Here is a 16,664-nt window from a genome sequence, read left to right on the forward strand (position 1 = left end):
ATGGGTTCCTTAATTCTCACCATGTGTTCCTTAATGATTCAACGCTGCTCCTTAACGTGCATCATGCGTTCCTTAAGATTGAAATCCTGTTCCTTAACCTGTTTTATGCATTCCTTAAGGCCGATCACCTGTTCCTTAACATGTTTCACGCGTTCCTTAAGGCCGATCACCTGTTCCTTAACATGTTTCACGCGTTCCTTAAGGGTCATGATGTATTCCTTAGGCCGTTGCATCGGTAGGTTATCCATCACGAAGTGGCATCCGGCTCAATTCATTTAATAAAACAGCCAGTCCACAGCCGGGCCATGCTCATCTTTGGTCATGCCGGCATCGTGAATGGGGATTTCCTCTGCCCCGTCGATGAAGCCCAGGATCAAAGCCCTGCCCTGTCCCAGTACCAGCTCATGTTCGCCGGCCTCGTAATGGTAGTTGTACACATTTACCGGGTACAGTCCGGGGATATGCATGGCATTGGCTATTTTGATATCGGCCTGACCGCGGTCGTTGGCATTGGCATTGGTTTCGAGCGTTGGCGGATTCAGCACGCTATAACTGTTTGTGTTGAAATAGCCCACCAGCACTTTCACTGGCTTATCAGATTTGAATTTGAGCACGGTGCCTGCTTCCTGCTGCTGTTTGTCGGAAAACTGAACGCCGGAAAGCTTTTGCAACTCTTCGGCCACGGCTTCGATAACTGCTTTGTTGTCGTTGTAAACCTGTTGGCCCGGTTTCAAGGCGTACCGTTTTGCTCCCGGATTGAGGATGGTCACCTGTGCCGGTTCAAAAATCGTACGCTGTTGCATTCCGGCTGCGCTTCCTTTTGTTTTCAGCATATCCAGGTTTCGTTTGAAGTTATCCAGTTCGGCCTGGTAATGTGGCTGAAGCTCCTCCCAGGTTTTATTGTTGCCGTCGGCCCCGGAAATGGGGATGCGGCGCTGGGCCGTTTGCATGCTGTTTGCGTACAGGTAAGTATCCTTGGTGAGGTCAACCAGCTCGCTGAAGTATTCCATGCTCTTTTCGAGATGCGGCACGGCTGCTTCCAGATCGGCCACGTCATCCGAATATTTGTAATTAAGAACGAGCATGGCTGCCTTCACCTTCTCGGCAAAATGATTGGCAAAGGCATTGTAGCAGTACACATCGTTATTTAAGCGCTCAAACTCTTCTTTGTTTTTAGTCACTTTGGGAGCAGCCTTTTCGATAGCCTCCACAGCCAGCGCGCCGTGCCGCACCACTTCATCAATGATTTGCGGAGGTGTTTCGCCTACGTGTGCCTCGCCGTTAAATTCTTTGGCGGCATAGTCCAGCAGCACTTCTTTTACCGGACCGCTCGAAGTCCAGAAGTTGGCATACACATGATATTTATGCGGATTCACCAGCTGCCCCATGAACATACCCAGCAACATGGTTTGCCGGTTGCCGTCGGAGATGCCGAAGGTACGCAGCAATTTCGGGGCAATTTCGCCGGTTTCCTCATAGGCATTCAGAATGTTTGCTCCTTCCTGGCCGCAACCGTAGAAGTCGCCCAACTCCCCCGTCCAGTACTTGATTTCATCGTTGCGGTCGCGTTTCGAGTTCCAGGCATAGCGGGCCCAGGCATCGTACCAAATGCGGTCGCGGTCCATTTCCAGCAAGCGCTCATCGGTTTTGTCAGCCGCGTAGGGCCAATCCCAATAGGAAGCCTGAGGATAAAGGTGCAAGCCGTTCGCTCCCTGAATGTCGTGCATCGCCTGAACGCTTTTCTGAATGAAATCGGGCGAACCGTAACGGAATGGCTCCAGGTTGGCCAAAATATGTACATTGGAGATGTGCACCGATCCCAGGTTGCTGAGTACCGTATGGTTGGTTTCCCACGAATCGCGGGGTTCGTAGGTGGTAAGCGACTCGCCGTTGTACTTGAACATGGTGTACAGATTTTTGTAGATCGGCAAGGCAGCGTCCATCACCCGGCCGGCATCGGTATCGTGGCCGCGCAGCACAATCGGCGGTTCGTGTTCGATGCCCAGGGTTTTCAGTCCGTCCTGAACGCCGGGGATGATGGTTTCGGTGAACCATTCCACGTCGTCGTCAATGGTATTCATGGCCTCGCCCAGCGTAACCAGCAATCCCACGTTCGGGTAATTTTCGATGAAAGCAGCAATGCTTTTACGCGTATAGTCGGCAATCACCGGAATGATTGGCCGGCTGCGGTCCTGGGTTTTCAGCCCGTGGTGCTCGGCAAAAGGTTTTGACACGAGAATATTGTAAAACATTTGGATCACCCAGATGCCGCGTTTGTCGGCCTCTTCGGTCAGAAAAGCAAACATCTCCTTGTTCTTTTCGAAGGTTTCGTCGTCCACCTCAACGGCATACGGATAATCATCCAACTTCACCAACGATGCAAACGGATGACCGTTCCATAAGTAAAGCGCATTGTAGCGGTTCTCCACCAGCATATCGAGATACTTAATCCACAATTCTTTGTCGTAAAACCACGGAAAACTTTCGGGGGTGTACGGGTATTCGTACACATGGCGTCCGGGCAGGTATTCGGTTTTCTGCAAACCCACACAAGTCCCGCGCATCACCATTTCCGGCTGGTCGGTGAGGTTGATGGTTTTGGGCAGCTTGCCATTTTGTTTTGCCTGATCTGCCAAATACAAACAGCCATACAAAATACCCGACGTTCCGGTTGCATGCAGATGGATGGTATTTCCTGTTGTTTCGATGGAATAGCCTTCATTTGACAAGGAAACAGTATCATTTGCCGATTCAATCTGTTGAATCTCAATGGTTAGGTTCTTTGTTTCCGGGATTTCAGCGGCAATTTCAACCATGTATCCGGCATCCGTCAGTTGGGAAGATAAGCGCTCAACGGCAAATTTTTCGCGCGGGCTGCTTTGCTCCGACACAATGACGATGGTTCCCTTTCCGGAGCATCCGTAAAAGACAACCAAGACAATCAGTGAAAGAATGGCGTTTTTAATTCGTTGATAATTCATTTGATTTGTGTTCTATCGGTTAATAAAGTATCGTTTTTACATGTCCCCTACCTCAACAGGATTGAGGAAAACCCAGGTTTCATCAGGATCAGTTCCCTCAATTCCTTCCTGGTATTTGCTCATCAGCTTGTTCCAGTCCACCACGCGGGGATTGTTTTCTTCGGTCTTCGGGTTCAGCTCATCGAGCGTTTTGTTAGCGGGTATGGAGATGACCAGCATCAGCTGACGGCCATTCCGATATACCAACAGCTGCTGAAATTCCGCACGGCAAAAGCCTTCGGCTACTTCCGGCCACTCTTCAAACTGCACAGCATGATAGTGCATGTACTCCTGTTGCAAAGCCGAATCGGCCACCAGGTTCGCCGTGAGCAAATAATTTCGCCAGGGCCGTGCCACAGCCGAATCGCCGCAATGCGCCGCACGGTCGAACACGTACATCGGCGCATCGTATTTTTTCGTTTGCAGGCTGATACCGGTTGCCCGAGCCTGTTCTGTAAAACCTGTTGTGTCGCTGTCGGCTCCGAAAAATACAAGGTGATTTTTCCATTGATAGATTTCAAACGGCATTTGCCCCAGTTGGTGCAATAAAGAATCTTTCTGCCCCTCTTCATCCAAAATCAACTCAATCGCCACGCGGTCAACCGGGAGCCAAGCCATTGTATTCACCGATTGCTTTGCGCTTTTAGGCTGACAAGCTATCAACAAAGCCAGCAGTCCCGGCAGCATCAAAAATTTACAGGTGATCATTTGCTTCATGCAGTTTGCAGTTTTCAGTTGTCAGTTGTCAGTTTCGAGTACGACTACTCAATACTCGTTGCTCATTACTCAAGTCTAATGAAAAACATCCCTTTCCTTAAAACCTTCCGGATGAATGCTGATTTTTTCGGGTTCGTTTTCCGGGACAATATCTTTGTATTCGGGCTGAATTCCTGCAAAATCAATGATCTTCAGCGCCTCCTCCGACCATTCATCCTCGCGGAACGAATAGGTTTCTTCGATGATATTGTTGGTGCCATTATCCATCAGCAAGTTGTTTTTCACGTAGTTTTCGCGGGCCACGATGTCGTGACAACGCTTGGTCCACAGGTGCAGCCACATCCACTTATAGCTGGCATTGCCAACCACGTTGCGGGTGATGGTCAGGTAGGCCGAGCCATCGTCGGGGTAAATGCAGCGCGGGCCGTTGAACACATAATTGCCCTCGACCACCGTTCCCGGCTGTTCGCCCAGCAGGTAAATGATGCCACCATCATCCAAAACTTGGTGCGTATCGCCGGCTTTGTTGAAACTGATGCGGTTGTTTTTGGCAACAGTTGAAGGCGGTATTTGCGAGTTTCCCCACCACCAGCCGCACACAATGGCGCCATAGGGCGTGCCTGCAATGTCGTTGTGTACAATGTCGGTATTGGCCACAAAGAACGAGGTGATGCCTTCCACCTGACGGAAATCGAGGCTCACATTGCGCAGGTAGTTGTTGGCTACCCGGTTGTTCTCGCAAAGGCCTTCAACGCCTTCGGGAAAAATGTTGCCATCGCCGATTTTATAGTGCTGCGGATGGCCAATATTGACGGCATTGCCCAGCAGGTCGTGGAAAAAGTTGCCTTCAACCCGGCTGTTTTTTACATCGTTCACCAGGTTGATGGCGATTCCCGAGCTGATGCACTCGAAGCTATTGCGAACGAATTCGATGCTTTCGGCATTTTCAACCTGAACAGCTCCACGCGGAACATCGGTGCTGTTGTACTCGGTTGGGTGCCAGTTGCCGCCGGGAATGTATTTCACCGCCAGTCCCAAACTTTGGATACCGGCAAAGCCGTGCGAACCGGCTACGTCCATCAGTTGCCAATGGTCGTGCGAGAAGGTGATTCCCTCGAAGCGAATATTTTTCACCCGTTCAGATGCTGACCTGCCTTTGATTTGAACCAGGCCTTCGGCCATGGGAGCAATGGCCTTTACAGTAGCCATATCTTCTCCATCACTATAATAATAAAGCGTTTGACTTTTCCGGTCGAAGTAAAACTCGCCCGGTGAATCGAGCAGTTCCAACGCATTGCGAACTACAAAGCTTTTTTTGTAGTTGATTTTTCCGGCCCAGGCCATACTGGTAGCAATAGCGCCGTAAGGTTGCTGCAATTTCACAACGGTGGTGTCGCCAAACTGCTCCAGTTCGCGGGCGCAAAAAATTTTCTCGGTCCACACGTTGAATTGAACCAACTCAATATCTTCAGGATTTTTGTAGGATTGAATGTCCTTTGCCGCAAATTTTATCCCGTCAATCGCCGTTCCTGCGCCAAATGCCCAGGATTCGTTTCCATCAATCTGAAACTTTCCCCAATCACCCAAGCCGTTTACCGGAACATCCGTTCCGGCCATGCGCATACGCTTGCCGTTGACGAAGAGGGTACGAAGCTTGGCATCGCGATTAAGTTCCGCTTTGTAAACATTGCCTTCAACCTGTTGCCAGCCGGTAACGGTAACACCGCCACTGATCACCACGTTGGCGCCGTCGGCAGCCCGAAAAACGGTTGGTGACAGCTCGGTTCCCGAGTCTTCCGGCCCAAGTTGAAGCGGCTCCTTCAGCCAATACTCGCCTTCTTTCAGAATGATTTGAATACCACTTTTAATGGCTGCGGTATTCTTTGCCCTCAATTGGCGAGCCTTTATAGCGGCAGCCTGCAAAGAAGCAAGCGGTTTACTCTCCGTACCGGGATTGGTGTCCTTCCCCGCAGGCGACACCCAAATATCGGCTGCTCCGGCCGACCAGGTCGTCAGTACCATCAAAGCCAGAATCAGCAGTTGGTTTAATCGATTTTGTTTCATTTGGTTTTATCGCTTGTTTTCGTTGGTTTGAAATTCCATCATTATTGCCCTGCGTCGAAATTGAAATAGAGCGTCATTTGTTTGCTTCGGGTTCGCCAATTGTCGTACGGGCCGTAGTCAAAAAACATGTTTTTCTTTCCGCTCGGGCCCATGTTCCAGGGATCGTTCGACTTGGTGCCGATGGGCGGAATTGCCTGCATAAACGAGATGTCGCCAGCCGGGAATGCCGGAGCTGTGCGTTCGTACACCTTCTCTGGCTGAGCCGGAGTATAAAGGCGCAGGAACACATCCTCTGTGGATGTTGCAACGGTAAAACTCTGTTCTTTCGATTCAATTTTTGCCCAGTACAAATTGGCGTGGTAGCCTTTAAACTCGGGGTAAATCAGGGGCGCAACCCCGGTAATGGTATTGTTGTAATCTTTCTGATGAACTCCCAGCTCAACACCCTGCATGCGGTTTTTCCAAACCCGGTAGGGGCCACGGCCCAGCCATTTCACGCCGGTCACCAACTCTTCGGGGTAACTGAAGTTTACGCCCATATAGTCGAAATCCTTGTCGTACACTTCCGGTACATAATACAAGTGTAATCTGGCCCAACCACTCGGGTAAAAAGTCCAGGTAAATTCTTTCATCCGGGTAGAATCGGATTTATCTGTGTTAAAAGAACAGATCAACATCAGGCTATCGGTATAATTTTTCATTTCGAGGCTTTTGAAAGCAGTCAACCCGGCACTCATTTCGGGCCCGTTACGGAAAGGAATTTCGCCTTTTTCGTTCACCACTTTTTTCAACATACCATCCGTTTTCCCAATTGAATATTCAACCGTTCCGGCTTTAATACGAAATACATTGTTTGTTTCCGTGAAAGACAAAGCATTGTTACTTTCGGATTTGGACAACAGTTTCGCAATCATGTCGGACGGAAGCTTGATGGCCCGGCTCCAGGTGTAAATTTCGTTTCCGAAGCGGTCGGTTGCCGTAAAATAAAGTACGTCGTAGCCCGCCCAGTCTGCCGGAAGCGACAGTTGCAGCACCCCTTTTTGCCCGGGTTCAATATCGGGTGCAGAAGCAGTTCCGGTTACCGTTTTCACGTTCTCCGAACTTCCCGGCAAAGGGAATTTCGCCAACTTCCAGCTGAAGCTGCATTCTTTCAGGTTGGTGTAGAAATAGCGGTTTTCGAGCTTGATTTTTCCGTCGAAATCAGCCGTGATATCGCTGTCGTCGGGGCGCACCGGCGACCAAATTTCTTTGATAGCGAAGAAGCTGCCTTCTTTTTCGTGGTGAGGGCCCAAGATGCCATCGGGAGCATGACTACCATCGGTATCGATCTCATTATTTTTATCGGTGCGCACCACACCTTCGTCGGCAAAAACCCACAGAAAACCGCCGGCAGCACGTGATTTGCTCCACATCAGTTCCCAGTAGTCCCACAGACCGGCGCCATGACCGCCATCGTACATACCATGCAGGAATTCGGTAGGCATCGTGATCAGGTGACCGTTCCAATAAGTACCGGCGCCATAATCATAAGCCCGGTAATGCTGCGTGGCAAAGCCGTTAAACTCGTTCCAGGGATGGATTACCTCTCGTTTCTGAATATCGTACTGACCAAAAAGCGGATCCAGCTCTAAGTTGTGTCCGCCCTCGTTGCCGTTACTCCACAATACAATCGACGGGTGGTTTACGTCGCGGGTCACCATCTCCTGGACCAACTTGCTGCCCACTTCGGTATCATATGCATCGTGCCAGCCAGCCAGCTCGTTCAGTACAAACAAGCCCAGCGAATCGCACACTTCGAGGAAATGTTTGTCGGGCGGATAATGCGACATACGCACGGCATTCATATTCATTTCCTTCATCAGTTTCACGTCCTCAATACTGAATGCCTTACAAGAGGAACGGCCGGTTTCGGGACGGAAGGTATGGCGATTGACACCTTTGAACTTTATTTTCACGCCGTTCACATAGACGCCGTCGCGCTCACGCACTTCCACTGTTCGGAAACCAATACGCTCTGTCACTTCATGCACGACTTTACCTTTCGATATCAAACTGACGGTAACCTGGTACAGATTCGGATTTTCGGGATTCCAGGCTTTCATATTTGGAATGTGTGACTGCAACTGAACCATGCTGACACCTTTGGAAACCGAAGCTGAGAATTCCGATCCTACCGGATTTCCGCTCAGATCAAAAACTTGTGCTTTTAAAGTTTCCAAGCCTGTCGGTTTTTGCAAAAAGACCTCCGCTGTTAGCGAACCGTCTGCCCGGGCGTCGATAGCTACCCGCTCGATGTGTTGCTGTGGCTTGGCCTCCAGGTACACCGGGCGAAAAATGCCACCGAAAATCCAGAAATCGGCGTAGCGCTCGGCCCTGTTGACCGATTCATTGGCCGAGTGTTTGGCAACGCTAACTTCCAACTGGTTCGTGGCCCCGTATTTCAGCAGACGACTAACATCATATTTAAACCGATAAAACGATCCCTGATGGATAGGCCCGGCCAGCTTACCGTTAATCTTCACTTCGGTATCGGTCATGGAGCCTTCGAACACGAGGTTCACGGCTTTCCCTTTCCAGTCGGAAGGTGCCTCAAATGAATGGCGGTATAGGCCTTTTTCTTTTCCCCGTTCACCGTCTTTTGCATGGCCGTAGTTGTATTTGCCAAAGCCCTGTAATTCCCAGTTCGACGGTACCGGAATGGTAGTCCATTGGCCGGAATTTTCTCCATCGGTGCAGAAAAACTGCCACTCCACAGGTTGTTCGCTTCCGGTGCCCGAAAGGTATTTCAATTCTGTTTTTTGGGCCGTGGCCGCAAATCCCTGCACCAGAACCAGAGCTACACAGAAAAGCTTTACAAAAATGTGTTTCATCAGATTTAATTTTATTCGACCAGTTAATCTTTGTTTTGTAATTCGATCGGGGAAAACCGGAACAAACATGTTCCAATTTCACCTCGCCAGTATTATTTGTATCTACACATCAACTGTAAACGTTTACAGTATTGCTATAATAATTTCCAAATCAAGACGGACAAATAAATTCATTCAAGCAAGAAAACTAGTCGGTTTATCATGTTTTATTAATTGGTTTGCTTCGTATTCCTATATTTAAAAACGGCGATGCTATATTACGAAAACGTTTACATTTCACATAGAAATATTTGATATATTTTGAAAATTCAATCTCATTTTACATATTCCGAACCACTACCAGTTCATTTCTTTTTCCATACAATTCCAGGAGTTTTTCATTTACCCGGACTTTAAAATGTCCTTCGTGGTCGGGAACAACGATTGCTTTTTTGAAAGAACCATTCTCCCATTCCATATCCACCGTATAGCCCCCTCTCGCGCGAAGCCCTGAAACCCGTCCTGTTTTCCATGCTTGCGGCAGGGCAGGCAAAAGTTCAATTTCTCCATTGCCGCTTTGCAGTAACATTTCAGCAATTCCGGCCGTACCTCCAAAATTTCCGTCTATTTGAAACGGTGGATGGGCATCGAATAAGTTGGCATAGGCGCCACCCCCGGTGAAGTTCATACCGGTTTCTTTTCGAATGTCAACATAGTTCAACAGACGTTTCAGGCAATCGTAAGCCATTTCCGGATTTTTCAGATGTGCCCACAATGACATTTTCCAAGCGATTGACCAGCCGGTACCAACGTTTGTGCGCAACAGAAGGGTGCGCTCGGCCGCTTCTGCCAGTTCGGGTGTTTCTGTCAAAGAGATAGTATGGCCAGGATAGAGGCCAAACAAGTGCGACATATGCCGATGGGTCGGGTCTTCATCTTCCCAGTCGTAATACCATTCCCGGATATTCCCTTTACGTCCGATTTTATAAGGAGGAAACTGCCTCATCGCCTGTGATAACTGCGCCGAAAATTCCGGATCAATCTCTAATATTTTTTCAGCTTCAATCAGACTGCTGAATAATTCACGCATCATGGCATAGTCGGCCGTTGCACCATACAATGCACCACCGACAACCCCCTGATCAGTCAGGTATTTATTTTCGGGCGAAGTTGAAGGAGCAGTTAGCAAATAGCCATCTTTCCCGGGAACCATATAGTCCAGACAAAACTGTGCTGCGCCTTTCATCAAGGGCCAGGCTTTTTCACGCAAATAAACAGTATCTCGGGTAAAGGCAAAGTGTTCCCACAAGTGTGTCGAAATCCAGACCCCTGCCATGTTCCAGTTGGCCCAGTTGGCCCCGCCACCGCCAAAGTCACCAACGGGGTTGCTCATTGCCCAGATGTCTGTATTATGATGACAACACCAGCCTCCGCAATCGTAAAATGTTTTCGCCGTAATCTCACCGGTTTTGGCAAGATTTGCCGTGAAATCAATCAGCGGTTCGTGCATTTCAGACAGATTACAAACCTCAGCAGGCCAATAATTCATTTCAACATTAATATTGGTGGTATAATTGCTACTCCAGATTGGGCGTACATGAGCATTCCAAATTCCCTGCAAGTTGGCGGGAATGCTGCCTGGCCGCGAGGAACTAATGAGCAGATAGCGACCGAACTGAAAATACAAAGCTGCCAGATCGTTGTCGTCGCCACCGTTTGAAAAATGCATCAGGCGTTCGGGTGTGCTGAGCGTATCAAGCTCCGATTCTCCAAGATCAATGCGAACACGATTATAATACGACTGAAAATCGCGAATATGCCTTTCTTTTAGCTGATCGTACGAATATTGTTGAGTCTGGATTAAATAATTCACAGCGAGTGCTTTTTCATCTTTTCCTTCGGTTGCGGGATCTTTATCAAATCCGTTGAAGCTGGTTGCCACGGATACCCGGAACTCGGCGAAAGAAGCATCGTCCACCTGCAACAAACTGTCGCTTTGGGTAATTTGGCCATCCGTCACGGCTACTTCAGCCAACAGACAAAACTGCATCCCCTGCCCTTCTGCAAATTCAACCGGATGAACGCTGTCCCAATAGCTTGGAACAACATGCACCGGAGCATTTCCTGTCATGGTTAGCCGTTTTTCGTCCACGGCAACCACATGCGGCAGCGGACTGTCAGTTTTCACCGAAAAACTTAGCTTAACTTTTCCTTTTGCAGAAAAGCGGACCACCATTACCTGATCAGGAAAGGACACAAATGATTCACGCAGAATTTGCGTTTGACCGGTAGTGTATTCAACAGTTGAAACTGCACTTTCCAGATCCAGTTTCCGGCGGTAGTCCGAAATTTGACCTTGCTTGCCAAAATCGAAAAACAGGGTGCCCACTGGTTGATAAGATTCCGAAAAACTTCCCTGCAACTTTTTTATGAGCTGATTGGCGAGCTCATAATTTTCGGAGAAAAGAGCTTCGCGTACAGCCGGAAGATGCTTGTATGCCTCCGGATTCATGGCCGGATCAACCGGTTTTCCCGACCACAAAGTTCCCTCGTTCAACAAAATTTGGTCCTGTTCTACACCGCCATAAATCATTGCTCCGATACGTCCATTTCCCAATGGCAAAGCCTCTTCAAAATATTCGGCAGGTTCTTTGAACCAAATAGTATGTTTTTTCGGTTCCGCTTTTTGACACGAATACAAAAAAGTAAACAGAAAGATGAAAACTGTCTGATACACCCCGGAACTGAAGGCTATTTTATCGAAAACTTTCTTCATATATTCATTTCAATAATCAAATCTGTGGCAGTTGAATCTTTTGATGTGCCGGCACCAACAATTGAAGCGATAACCAACACAGCAAATAAGCTACGCTTGCAATTCCAAAGATGACATAATAACTACCGGTAATTTCAAGGATTACTCCAACGGCCCCGGAAAACAACACACCACCGATAGCTCCGGCAAAACCGGAAAGTCCAACAACAGAACCCACTGCACTCTTCGGAAATATATCCGAAACGATGGTGAAAATATTAGCGGCATATCCCTGATGAGCAAAGGTTGCCATCGATATGAGCGCCACAGCAAGCCATAGGCTGGAAGTAAATGAGGCAAAAAAGATAGGAACGACCAACAAAGCCAGCAAGAAGATCGTCAGTATTCGGGCCGCGACAGGGTTCTTTCCGCGATTGATCAAGAAGGAAGACATCCAACCGCCAAAGATTGAACCACCAATTGAAACCATATAAATGATAATGAGTGGCAAACCAATATTGGTTAGATCGATATTGTGATTTGAATTTAAAAATTTGGGCAACCAATACAGAAAAAACCACCAGATGGGATCGGTAAGAAACCGAGCCAGGCATATCCCCCAGGTTTGCTTATACGAGATGATTGATTTCCAGGGCAGTTTGGTTGCATCAGGTTCTGTGTCATCCTGTAAGATATGCCGGCGTTCGGCATCACTCAAACGTTTATCAAGTTCCGGTTTCCGGTACATCGGAATCCAGAAGAGCAACCAGATAAACCCCAGTGCTCCGGTAATAATGAAGCCCCATTCCCACCCCAGCTCCAGCGCTATAACCGGTATCAGCAAAGGAGTCAGGATAGCTCCAACATTAGGTCCCGAATTAAAAATTCCGGTAGCCAAAGCCCGTTCTTTTTTCGGGAACCATTCAGCAACCGTTTTAACAGCCGCCGGAAAATTGGCCGATTCGCCAATGCCAAGCGCAAAACGTGCCAAAGAAAAGGAGAATACGCTTCGGGCAGCAGCATGGGCCATCCCGGCAAGGCTCCACAACGAAATTGCAATAATAAAGCCCAAACGTGTACCGATTTTGTCCAGCAGCGTTCCCATCGAGATCAATCCAACAGCATACGCGATTTGAAAGGCCATGATGATGAAGCCATAGTCGGACTCAGACCAGCCAAATTGCTGCTGAAGCTGCGGAGCCAGGATGCCCAGCACCTGCCGGTCGATGTAGTTGATGGTGGTTGCAAAGAACAGCAACACCACAATGCGCCAGCGATAATTTCCTATTTTGTCTTGCTTTTCTACCTGCATATCTGATGGATTAAATCATACGCTTCTTCCTGTTCGGCAGGAGTTTCGCAGTACGTTACTACAACGAGTTTCATCCCGGGCACCCAAAGGCGCGAAACCTGCTCGCGGATGGTTTCCAAATCGCCCACGATGCGGGCATTCAGCACAATGCCAGAATGGGCAAAACGATGAAAAGCCTCCAGGTTGCTGGTTGCCCCCGGATCGGTTTGAGGCGAAAAAGCCCCGTCGGCCATCTTCAGTCCTTTTATTTGCAGCACGGCCTCTACCCAGCCCGACCAGTCGCCACACGAGTGAAAAACCGGTCCTCCCAGCGGAGTGCATATTTTTTCAACAGAAGGAGCAGCCAGTTCTAAATATTGATCAGGCGAAATCATAATGGCATTGTCATCGCTCATGCCCAAACCAGTCCACTTTGTTGAAGAAGCGAACCCATGTCCCGGCGATGCCAGTGCAGGGCCAATCAACTTCAATTGCTCTTGGTTGAAGCTGATGGATAAATCCGCCAAAATATCGAATAGCTGCGATACTTTATCCGGCTCCAGCAGCATATCCATAAAAAACTGATCGAGCGGATACAGGTGACCAATCATGTTCAGCGGTGATTGGGTGTCGGTGAGCGAAATCGGCAAGCGACCTTGGGTTTGCTCCATGAAATAGTCAATCATGTCCAGCGTATACCGGCCAATCAGGGTTTGCGATATCTCTTGCGGTTCGTAAGCCAGCACTTCATCGATCGTTGAAAAGCGTGGTTTCAGAGCAGGCGCATTTCCTTCCACCCAAATGTAATCGCCCCCAAAAGCGCTGGCAACAGTACCGATGCCGTACCAAGGCTCCAGAAAATTGGGCACATCGGCTTTAAAAAGCATGCTTTTCTGCAATGCTCCCAACTGAAGTTCCAGCGAGCGCGTCATATCGCGGCAACCGTACGAAAAGCACTCCCCCACCCGCATCCGGCGGTACACTGCCACACCGGACGATTGTTGCCAAAAACGGGCACAGCCTTCATTCAATGCGGCAGCATAAGCTTCGTATTCTGGAAAATCGAACGCTTCGGATTTTACCGGCGTTACCTGCGTTGCCTGGGCATCAGCCAATCGGTTATTGAATTTTTTTGTCATATTAGTTAACTATTTGCCAGAATACTCATTTTTCAATTCTTTCACGGTTTCAAAAATTGTACTAATCTGGTCATCGGTAACCGAGTCATCCATATTGATGCAGCAAACGCCGGTCAGATAAGGATTTCCCGAATCGTGAACCAGTCTGGTGATTGTTTCCCGGATCTCGTCGTGTGACTGCCGGGTAATTTCAACCGGGCTCAAGCGGATATTAAAAAACGTATCCGGCAGATGTCCCCGAAGTACTTTTACATCGCCACCCCAGCCCAGATCGAGGTAGTCAAGGTGCGGTATTTTGGCAAAGCTGGCTGCCATCCGGTGCGGATCGGATCCACAGTAATGAATTCCAAACGGTCTGTTTTTACTCCATTGCTGATCAAACGGCAACAGGTAATTTTCGTAATCTTCCTCTGAAATCATGGTATGCGAACATTCGGAATGCAGCAAAACAGGTTGGTTTAAATGACGAACGGCCCGATTTACAGAAATTGATGTCGTTCCTGTTTCAAACTGAAGAAATGAAGTAAACTTCTCAATGACACTGGCGATCCCAGCAAAGTATTCTTTTAACTCATCCGGCGTCATCATCATATCTAGGAAAATATTTTCTCCCCGCAAATCCATGGCAATGTTCAGGATTCCTCCCCAGTTAATATCGCCTGTCAGGAATCCATATCTCTTTTTCAGGGAATCGGTCAATCCAGAAACTTTGCGAAAAGCATCAGAACGAAAAGCCTCATCGACCGAAATATTCCTTAACTCCTGATGAGCCGCCAACACCTGAGGTGGATGAGCTTCAGTATATTTTACCTCACACCCCATCATTTCAGAAAGCAGATATCCTGCAGCAAGATGAACGGCCCCAATTTCCGGCCGCGCCTGATCTCTATGCTCTCCCAAGCCAAATTTTCCCCAACGCTCATAAAGCACTTTCTCCATACGCTGCTCTACCTCCACCCGTTTCAGCGGATGAAAAAAGAAATCACGGTCGAAAGTGACCTTTTCATTTTTGTACCACCATTCAGGGGCTAGCACAATATCTACAGGCAACATTTCATTTCCCAAGAACTTATTCATGATTTTATAGATTCATCGCTACGTACAGTTAAAAACCCTTAGCTGCTGAAATTTTATATTAATTATTAATGCTGACACTATACTTCCTGAAAGTATAAAGAATTATCCGCGTTCAAAATAAAATGAAGGACGGAATGAAACCATTCCGCCCTCACTATCTCAGGATTAACTATTTCGAAACATTATCCGGATTCTGCTCCAACGCGGGATTGGAATCCAAATCATAAGTCGGGATCTTCCACAAGAAGGTCTTTTGAGGAACAAATTCCAGAGTAGCGTCCTTGTACATATAAACACCATTATCCAGTCCGTATTCCCATTCGTCCTGAACTTTTGCGCCAAGTCGGTCAGTACGCAGAGCGTCAAAATAAAGCTGCGATTCGCCGATAAATTCCCAACCGCGTTCACGGTAAATAAAGTCATCCAGTTCCTGAAAGCTAACTCCCTCGGGAATATCTTCCAGGTTGGCACGGTTACGAACCTCATTGATTTTATCCAGCGCATCGGTTGTGGGGCCATTGATGTGGTTTTCAGCTTCAGCATAGTTCAGCAATACATCAGCATAACGCATGACATAAATGTTGGCCTGAGGCATTTTCAGAGATGCCGACTCGGGAGTCCTGTCGTAAAACTTAATGTTTCCGGGCGAGGCTGTATTCCAGCCCTGAGAACCGGGATAAAATCCGTTATCCTCAGGAACAAAAACCAATTCGCCGGTGATTACACCATTGGTTGTCCGGTTAAAACGATCCAGGAAAGTTCCTTCCTTCCGGGTGTCGTCATCGCTGTACGACAAATATGCCGGGATGGTAGGACCATAACGACGGTACATATAGCAGCCAATGCTGGCTTCCGTAATATTCACCCCAAACATGACGTGCAAGTTGTTATATTCGCCGCTAATTTGTCCGTATTGAACTTCGAAGATGGATTCCTTCCCGTTTTTATTGTTGGTATTCCACCAATACCAGAGATCTTTAAAATCGGGTTCCAACTCGAATTCGCCGGACTGGATTACTTTTTCACTGTATTCTTTCGATTTATCGAAGAAAGCATCCACTCCTTCCATGCTGGCACGGGTCAGGTAAACTTCACCCAAAAAGGCCTGAGCAGCACCTTTTGACGGTCGCCATTTGTCATTGGCCGAATAAGCCGATTTTAACGGAAGGTTAGCTTCGGCAAATTCCAGATCGGCAATGATGTGTTCATACGTTTCGGCAACCGATTTGCGCGGGATTTCGAGCCCTTCCATGGACGTGGTATAGGATTCTGGAATGGGAAGGCCGCCAAAGATGCGAACCAATTTATAATTAGCCAATGCCCTAAGGAATCGCACTTCGGCAAAATAGCGGCTTTTCAATGTTTCGTCCATATCAATTCCTTCGCCACGACCAAGAACAATGTTGGCCCGATTAATCAACGTAAAAGCACGAGGCCAGTCGTTTGAAAAGGTACGGGATGGGTTGTTTATATCATACCAGGCATTCCAGAGATGGACATCATCCTTGGCATAGGCGGGAGCTCCAAATTCAGTTAAAACCTCTAAATACATATGATGCTTATAGTTAGAACCTCCATAAGCTGTCTGAAATGCATCATAAACACTTACTACGGCCATACCCAATTCCTCGGCATCCTGATAAAAGGCTGAAGGAGCGAGAAAGGTATAAGGTTCTTCATCCAGGTCTGTGCACTGAGTAAAGAACGGCACAGCAAATGCGAGCAAAAGATATTTTATAAATTTCATAATGA

Annotated in this window: 10 protein-coding genes; all 10 read right to left on the bottom strand. The window is 48.0% G+C overall.

All coding sequences use genetic code 11. From position 1 onward, the window contains the following. Nucleotides 1–38: 38 nt before the first annotated feature. The gene (locus N2K84_RS03675) at nucleotides 39–248 is read right to left on the bottom strand and encodes a hypothetical protein (RefSeq protein WP_282590423.1); all 210 of its coding nucleotides are present in this window, start codon (nucleotides 246–248) and stop codon (nucleotides 39–41) included. A gap of 27 nt (nucleotides 249–275) precedes the next feature. Beyond that, on the bottom strand, nucleotides 276–2,981 hold the full coding sequence (locus N2K84_RS03680; RefSeq protein ID WP_282590424.1) for an alpha-d-galacturonidase: 2,706 nt from the start codon (nucleotides 2,979–2,981) through the stop codon (nucleotides 276–278). Nucleotides 2,982–3,017: 36 nt separating this feature from the next. Further along, nucleotides 3,018–3,737 carry an L-rhamnose mutarotase gene (locus N2K84_RS03685; protein ID WP_282590425.1) on the bottom strand — a complete coding sequence of 240 codons (720 nt, stop codon included), beginning with the start codon at nucleotides 3,735–3,737 and terminating at the stop codon, nucleotides 3,018–3,020. Nucleotides 3,738–3,812: 75 nt separating this feature from the next. After that, a complete protein-coding gene (locus tag N2K84_RS03690; protein ID WP_282590426.1) occupies nucleotides 3,813–5,801 on the bottom strand; it encodes a right-handed parallel beta-helix repeat-containing protein in 1,989 nt (662 codons plus the stop codon). Nucleotides 5,802–5,842: 41 nt separating this feature from the next. After that, nucleotides 5,843–8,671: a glycoside hydrolase family 2 TIM barrel-domain containing protein gene (locus N2K84_RS03695; protein WP_282590427.1), complete on the bottom strand. Its 2,829-nt coding sequence runs from the start codon at nucleotides 8,669–8,671 to the stop codon at nucleotides 5,843–5,845. 319 nt (nucleotides 8,672–8,990) lie between these two features. Then, nucleotides 8,991–11,426 (bottom strand): glycoside hydrolase family 95 protein, encoded by a 2,436-nt coding sequence (locus N2K84_RS03700; protein WP_282590428.1) that lies wholly within the window; start codon nucleotides 11,424–11,426, stop codon nucleotides 8,991–8,993. 16 nt (nucleotides 11,427–11,442) lie between these two features. Further along, nucleotides 11,443–12,717, bottom strand: a complete 1,275-nt coding sequence (locus tag N2K84_RS03705) for an MFS transporter (RefSeq protein WP_282590429.1) — start codon at nucleotides 12,715–12,717, stop codon at nucleotides 11,443–11,445. Next, complete coding sequence (locus N2K84_RS03710) at nucleotides 12,708–13,835, bottom strand: uroporphyrinogen decarboxylase family protein (protein ID WP_282590430.1); 1,128 nt, start codon at nucleotides 13,833–13,835, stop codon at nucleotides 12,708–12,710. The genes N2K84_RS03705 and N2K84_RS03710 overlap by 10 nt, the downstream gene beginning before the upstream one ends. Nucleotides 13,836–13,844: 9 nt before the next feature. Beyond that, nucleotides 13,845–14,912 carry a uroporphyrinogen decarboxylase/cobalamine-independent methonine synthase family protein gene (locus N2K84_RS03715; RefSeq protein WP_282590431.1) on the bottom strand — a complete coding sequence of 356 codons (1,068 nt, stop codon included), beginning with the start codon at nucleotides 14,910–14,912 and terminating at the stop codon, nucleotides 13,845–13,847. Nucleotides 14,913–15,081: 169 nt separating this feature from the next. Further along, on the bottom strand, nucleotides 15,082–16,659 hold the full coding sequence (locus N2K84_RS03720; RefSeq protein ID WP_282590432.1) for a RagB/SusD family nutrient uptake outer membrane protein: 1,578 nt from the start codon (nucleotides 16,657–16,659) through the stop codon (nucleotides 15,082–15,084). Nucleotides 16,660–16,664: the final 5 nt, after the last annotated feature.

Source organism: Gaoshiqia sediminis (assembly GCF_025907915.1).
Lineage (GTDB): Bacteria > Bacteroidota > Bacteroidia > Bacteroidales > Prolixibacteraceae > Gaoshiqia > Gaoshiqia sediminis.

What these genes read in the sequence shown, in the direction of transcription:
- N2K84_RS03675 (WP_282590423.1), bottom strand. Translation starts at nt 248, where the DNA reads ATGGATAACCTACCGATGCAACGGCCTAAGGAATACATCATGACCCTT.
- N2K84_RS03680 (WP_282590424.1), bottom strand. Translation starts at nt 2,981, where the DNA reads ATGAATTATCAACGAATTAAAAACGCCATTCTTTCACTGATTGTCTTG.
- N2K84_RS03685 (WP_282590425.1), bottom strand. Translation starts at nt 3,737, where the DNA reads ATGAAGCAAATGATCACCTGTAAATTTTTGATGCTGCCGGGACTGCTG.
- N2K84_RS03690 (WP_282590426.1), bottom strand. Translation starts at nt 5,801, where the DNA reads ATGAAACAAAATCGATTAAACCAACTGCTGATTCTGGCTTTGATGGTA.
- N2K84_RS03695 (WP_282590427.1), bottom strand. Translation starts at nt 8,671, where the DNA reads ATGAAACACATTTTTGTAAAGCTTTTCTGTGTAGCTCTGGTTCTGGTG.
- N2K84_RS03700 (WP_282590428.1), bottom strand. Translation starts at nt 11,426, where the DNA reads ATGAAGAAAGTTTTCGATAAAATAGCCTTCAGTTCCGGGGTGTATCAG.
- N2K84_RS03705 (WP_282590429.1), bottom strand. Translation starts at nt 12,717, where the DNA reads ATGCAGGTAGAAAAGCAAGACAAAATAGGAAATTATCGCTGGCGCATT.
- N2K84_RS03710 (WP_282590430.1), bottom strand. Translation starts at nt 13,835, where the DNA reads ATGACAAAAAAATTCAATAACCGATTGGCTGATGCCCAGGCAACGCAG.
- N2K84_RS03715 (WP_282590431.1), bottom strand. Translation starts at nt 14,912, where the DNA reads ATGAATAAGTTCTTGGGAAATGAAATGTTGCCTGTAGATATTGTGCTA.
- N2K84_RS03720 (WP_282590432.1), bottom strand. Translation starts at nt 16,659, where the DNA reads ATGAAATTTATAAAATATCTTTTGCTCGCATTTGCTGTGCCGTTCTTT.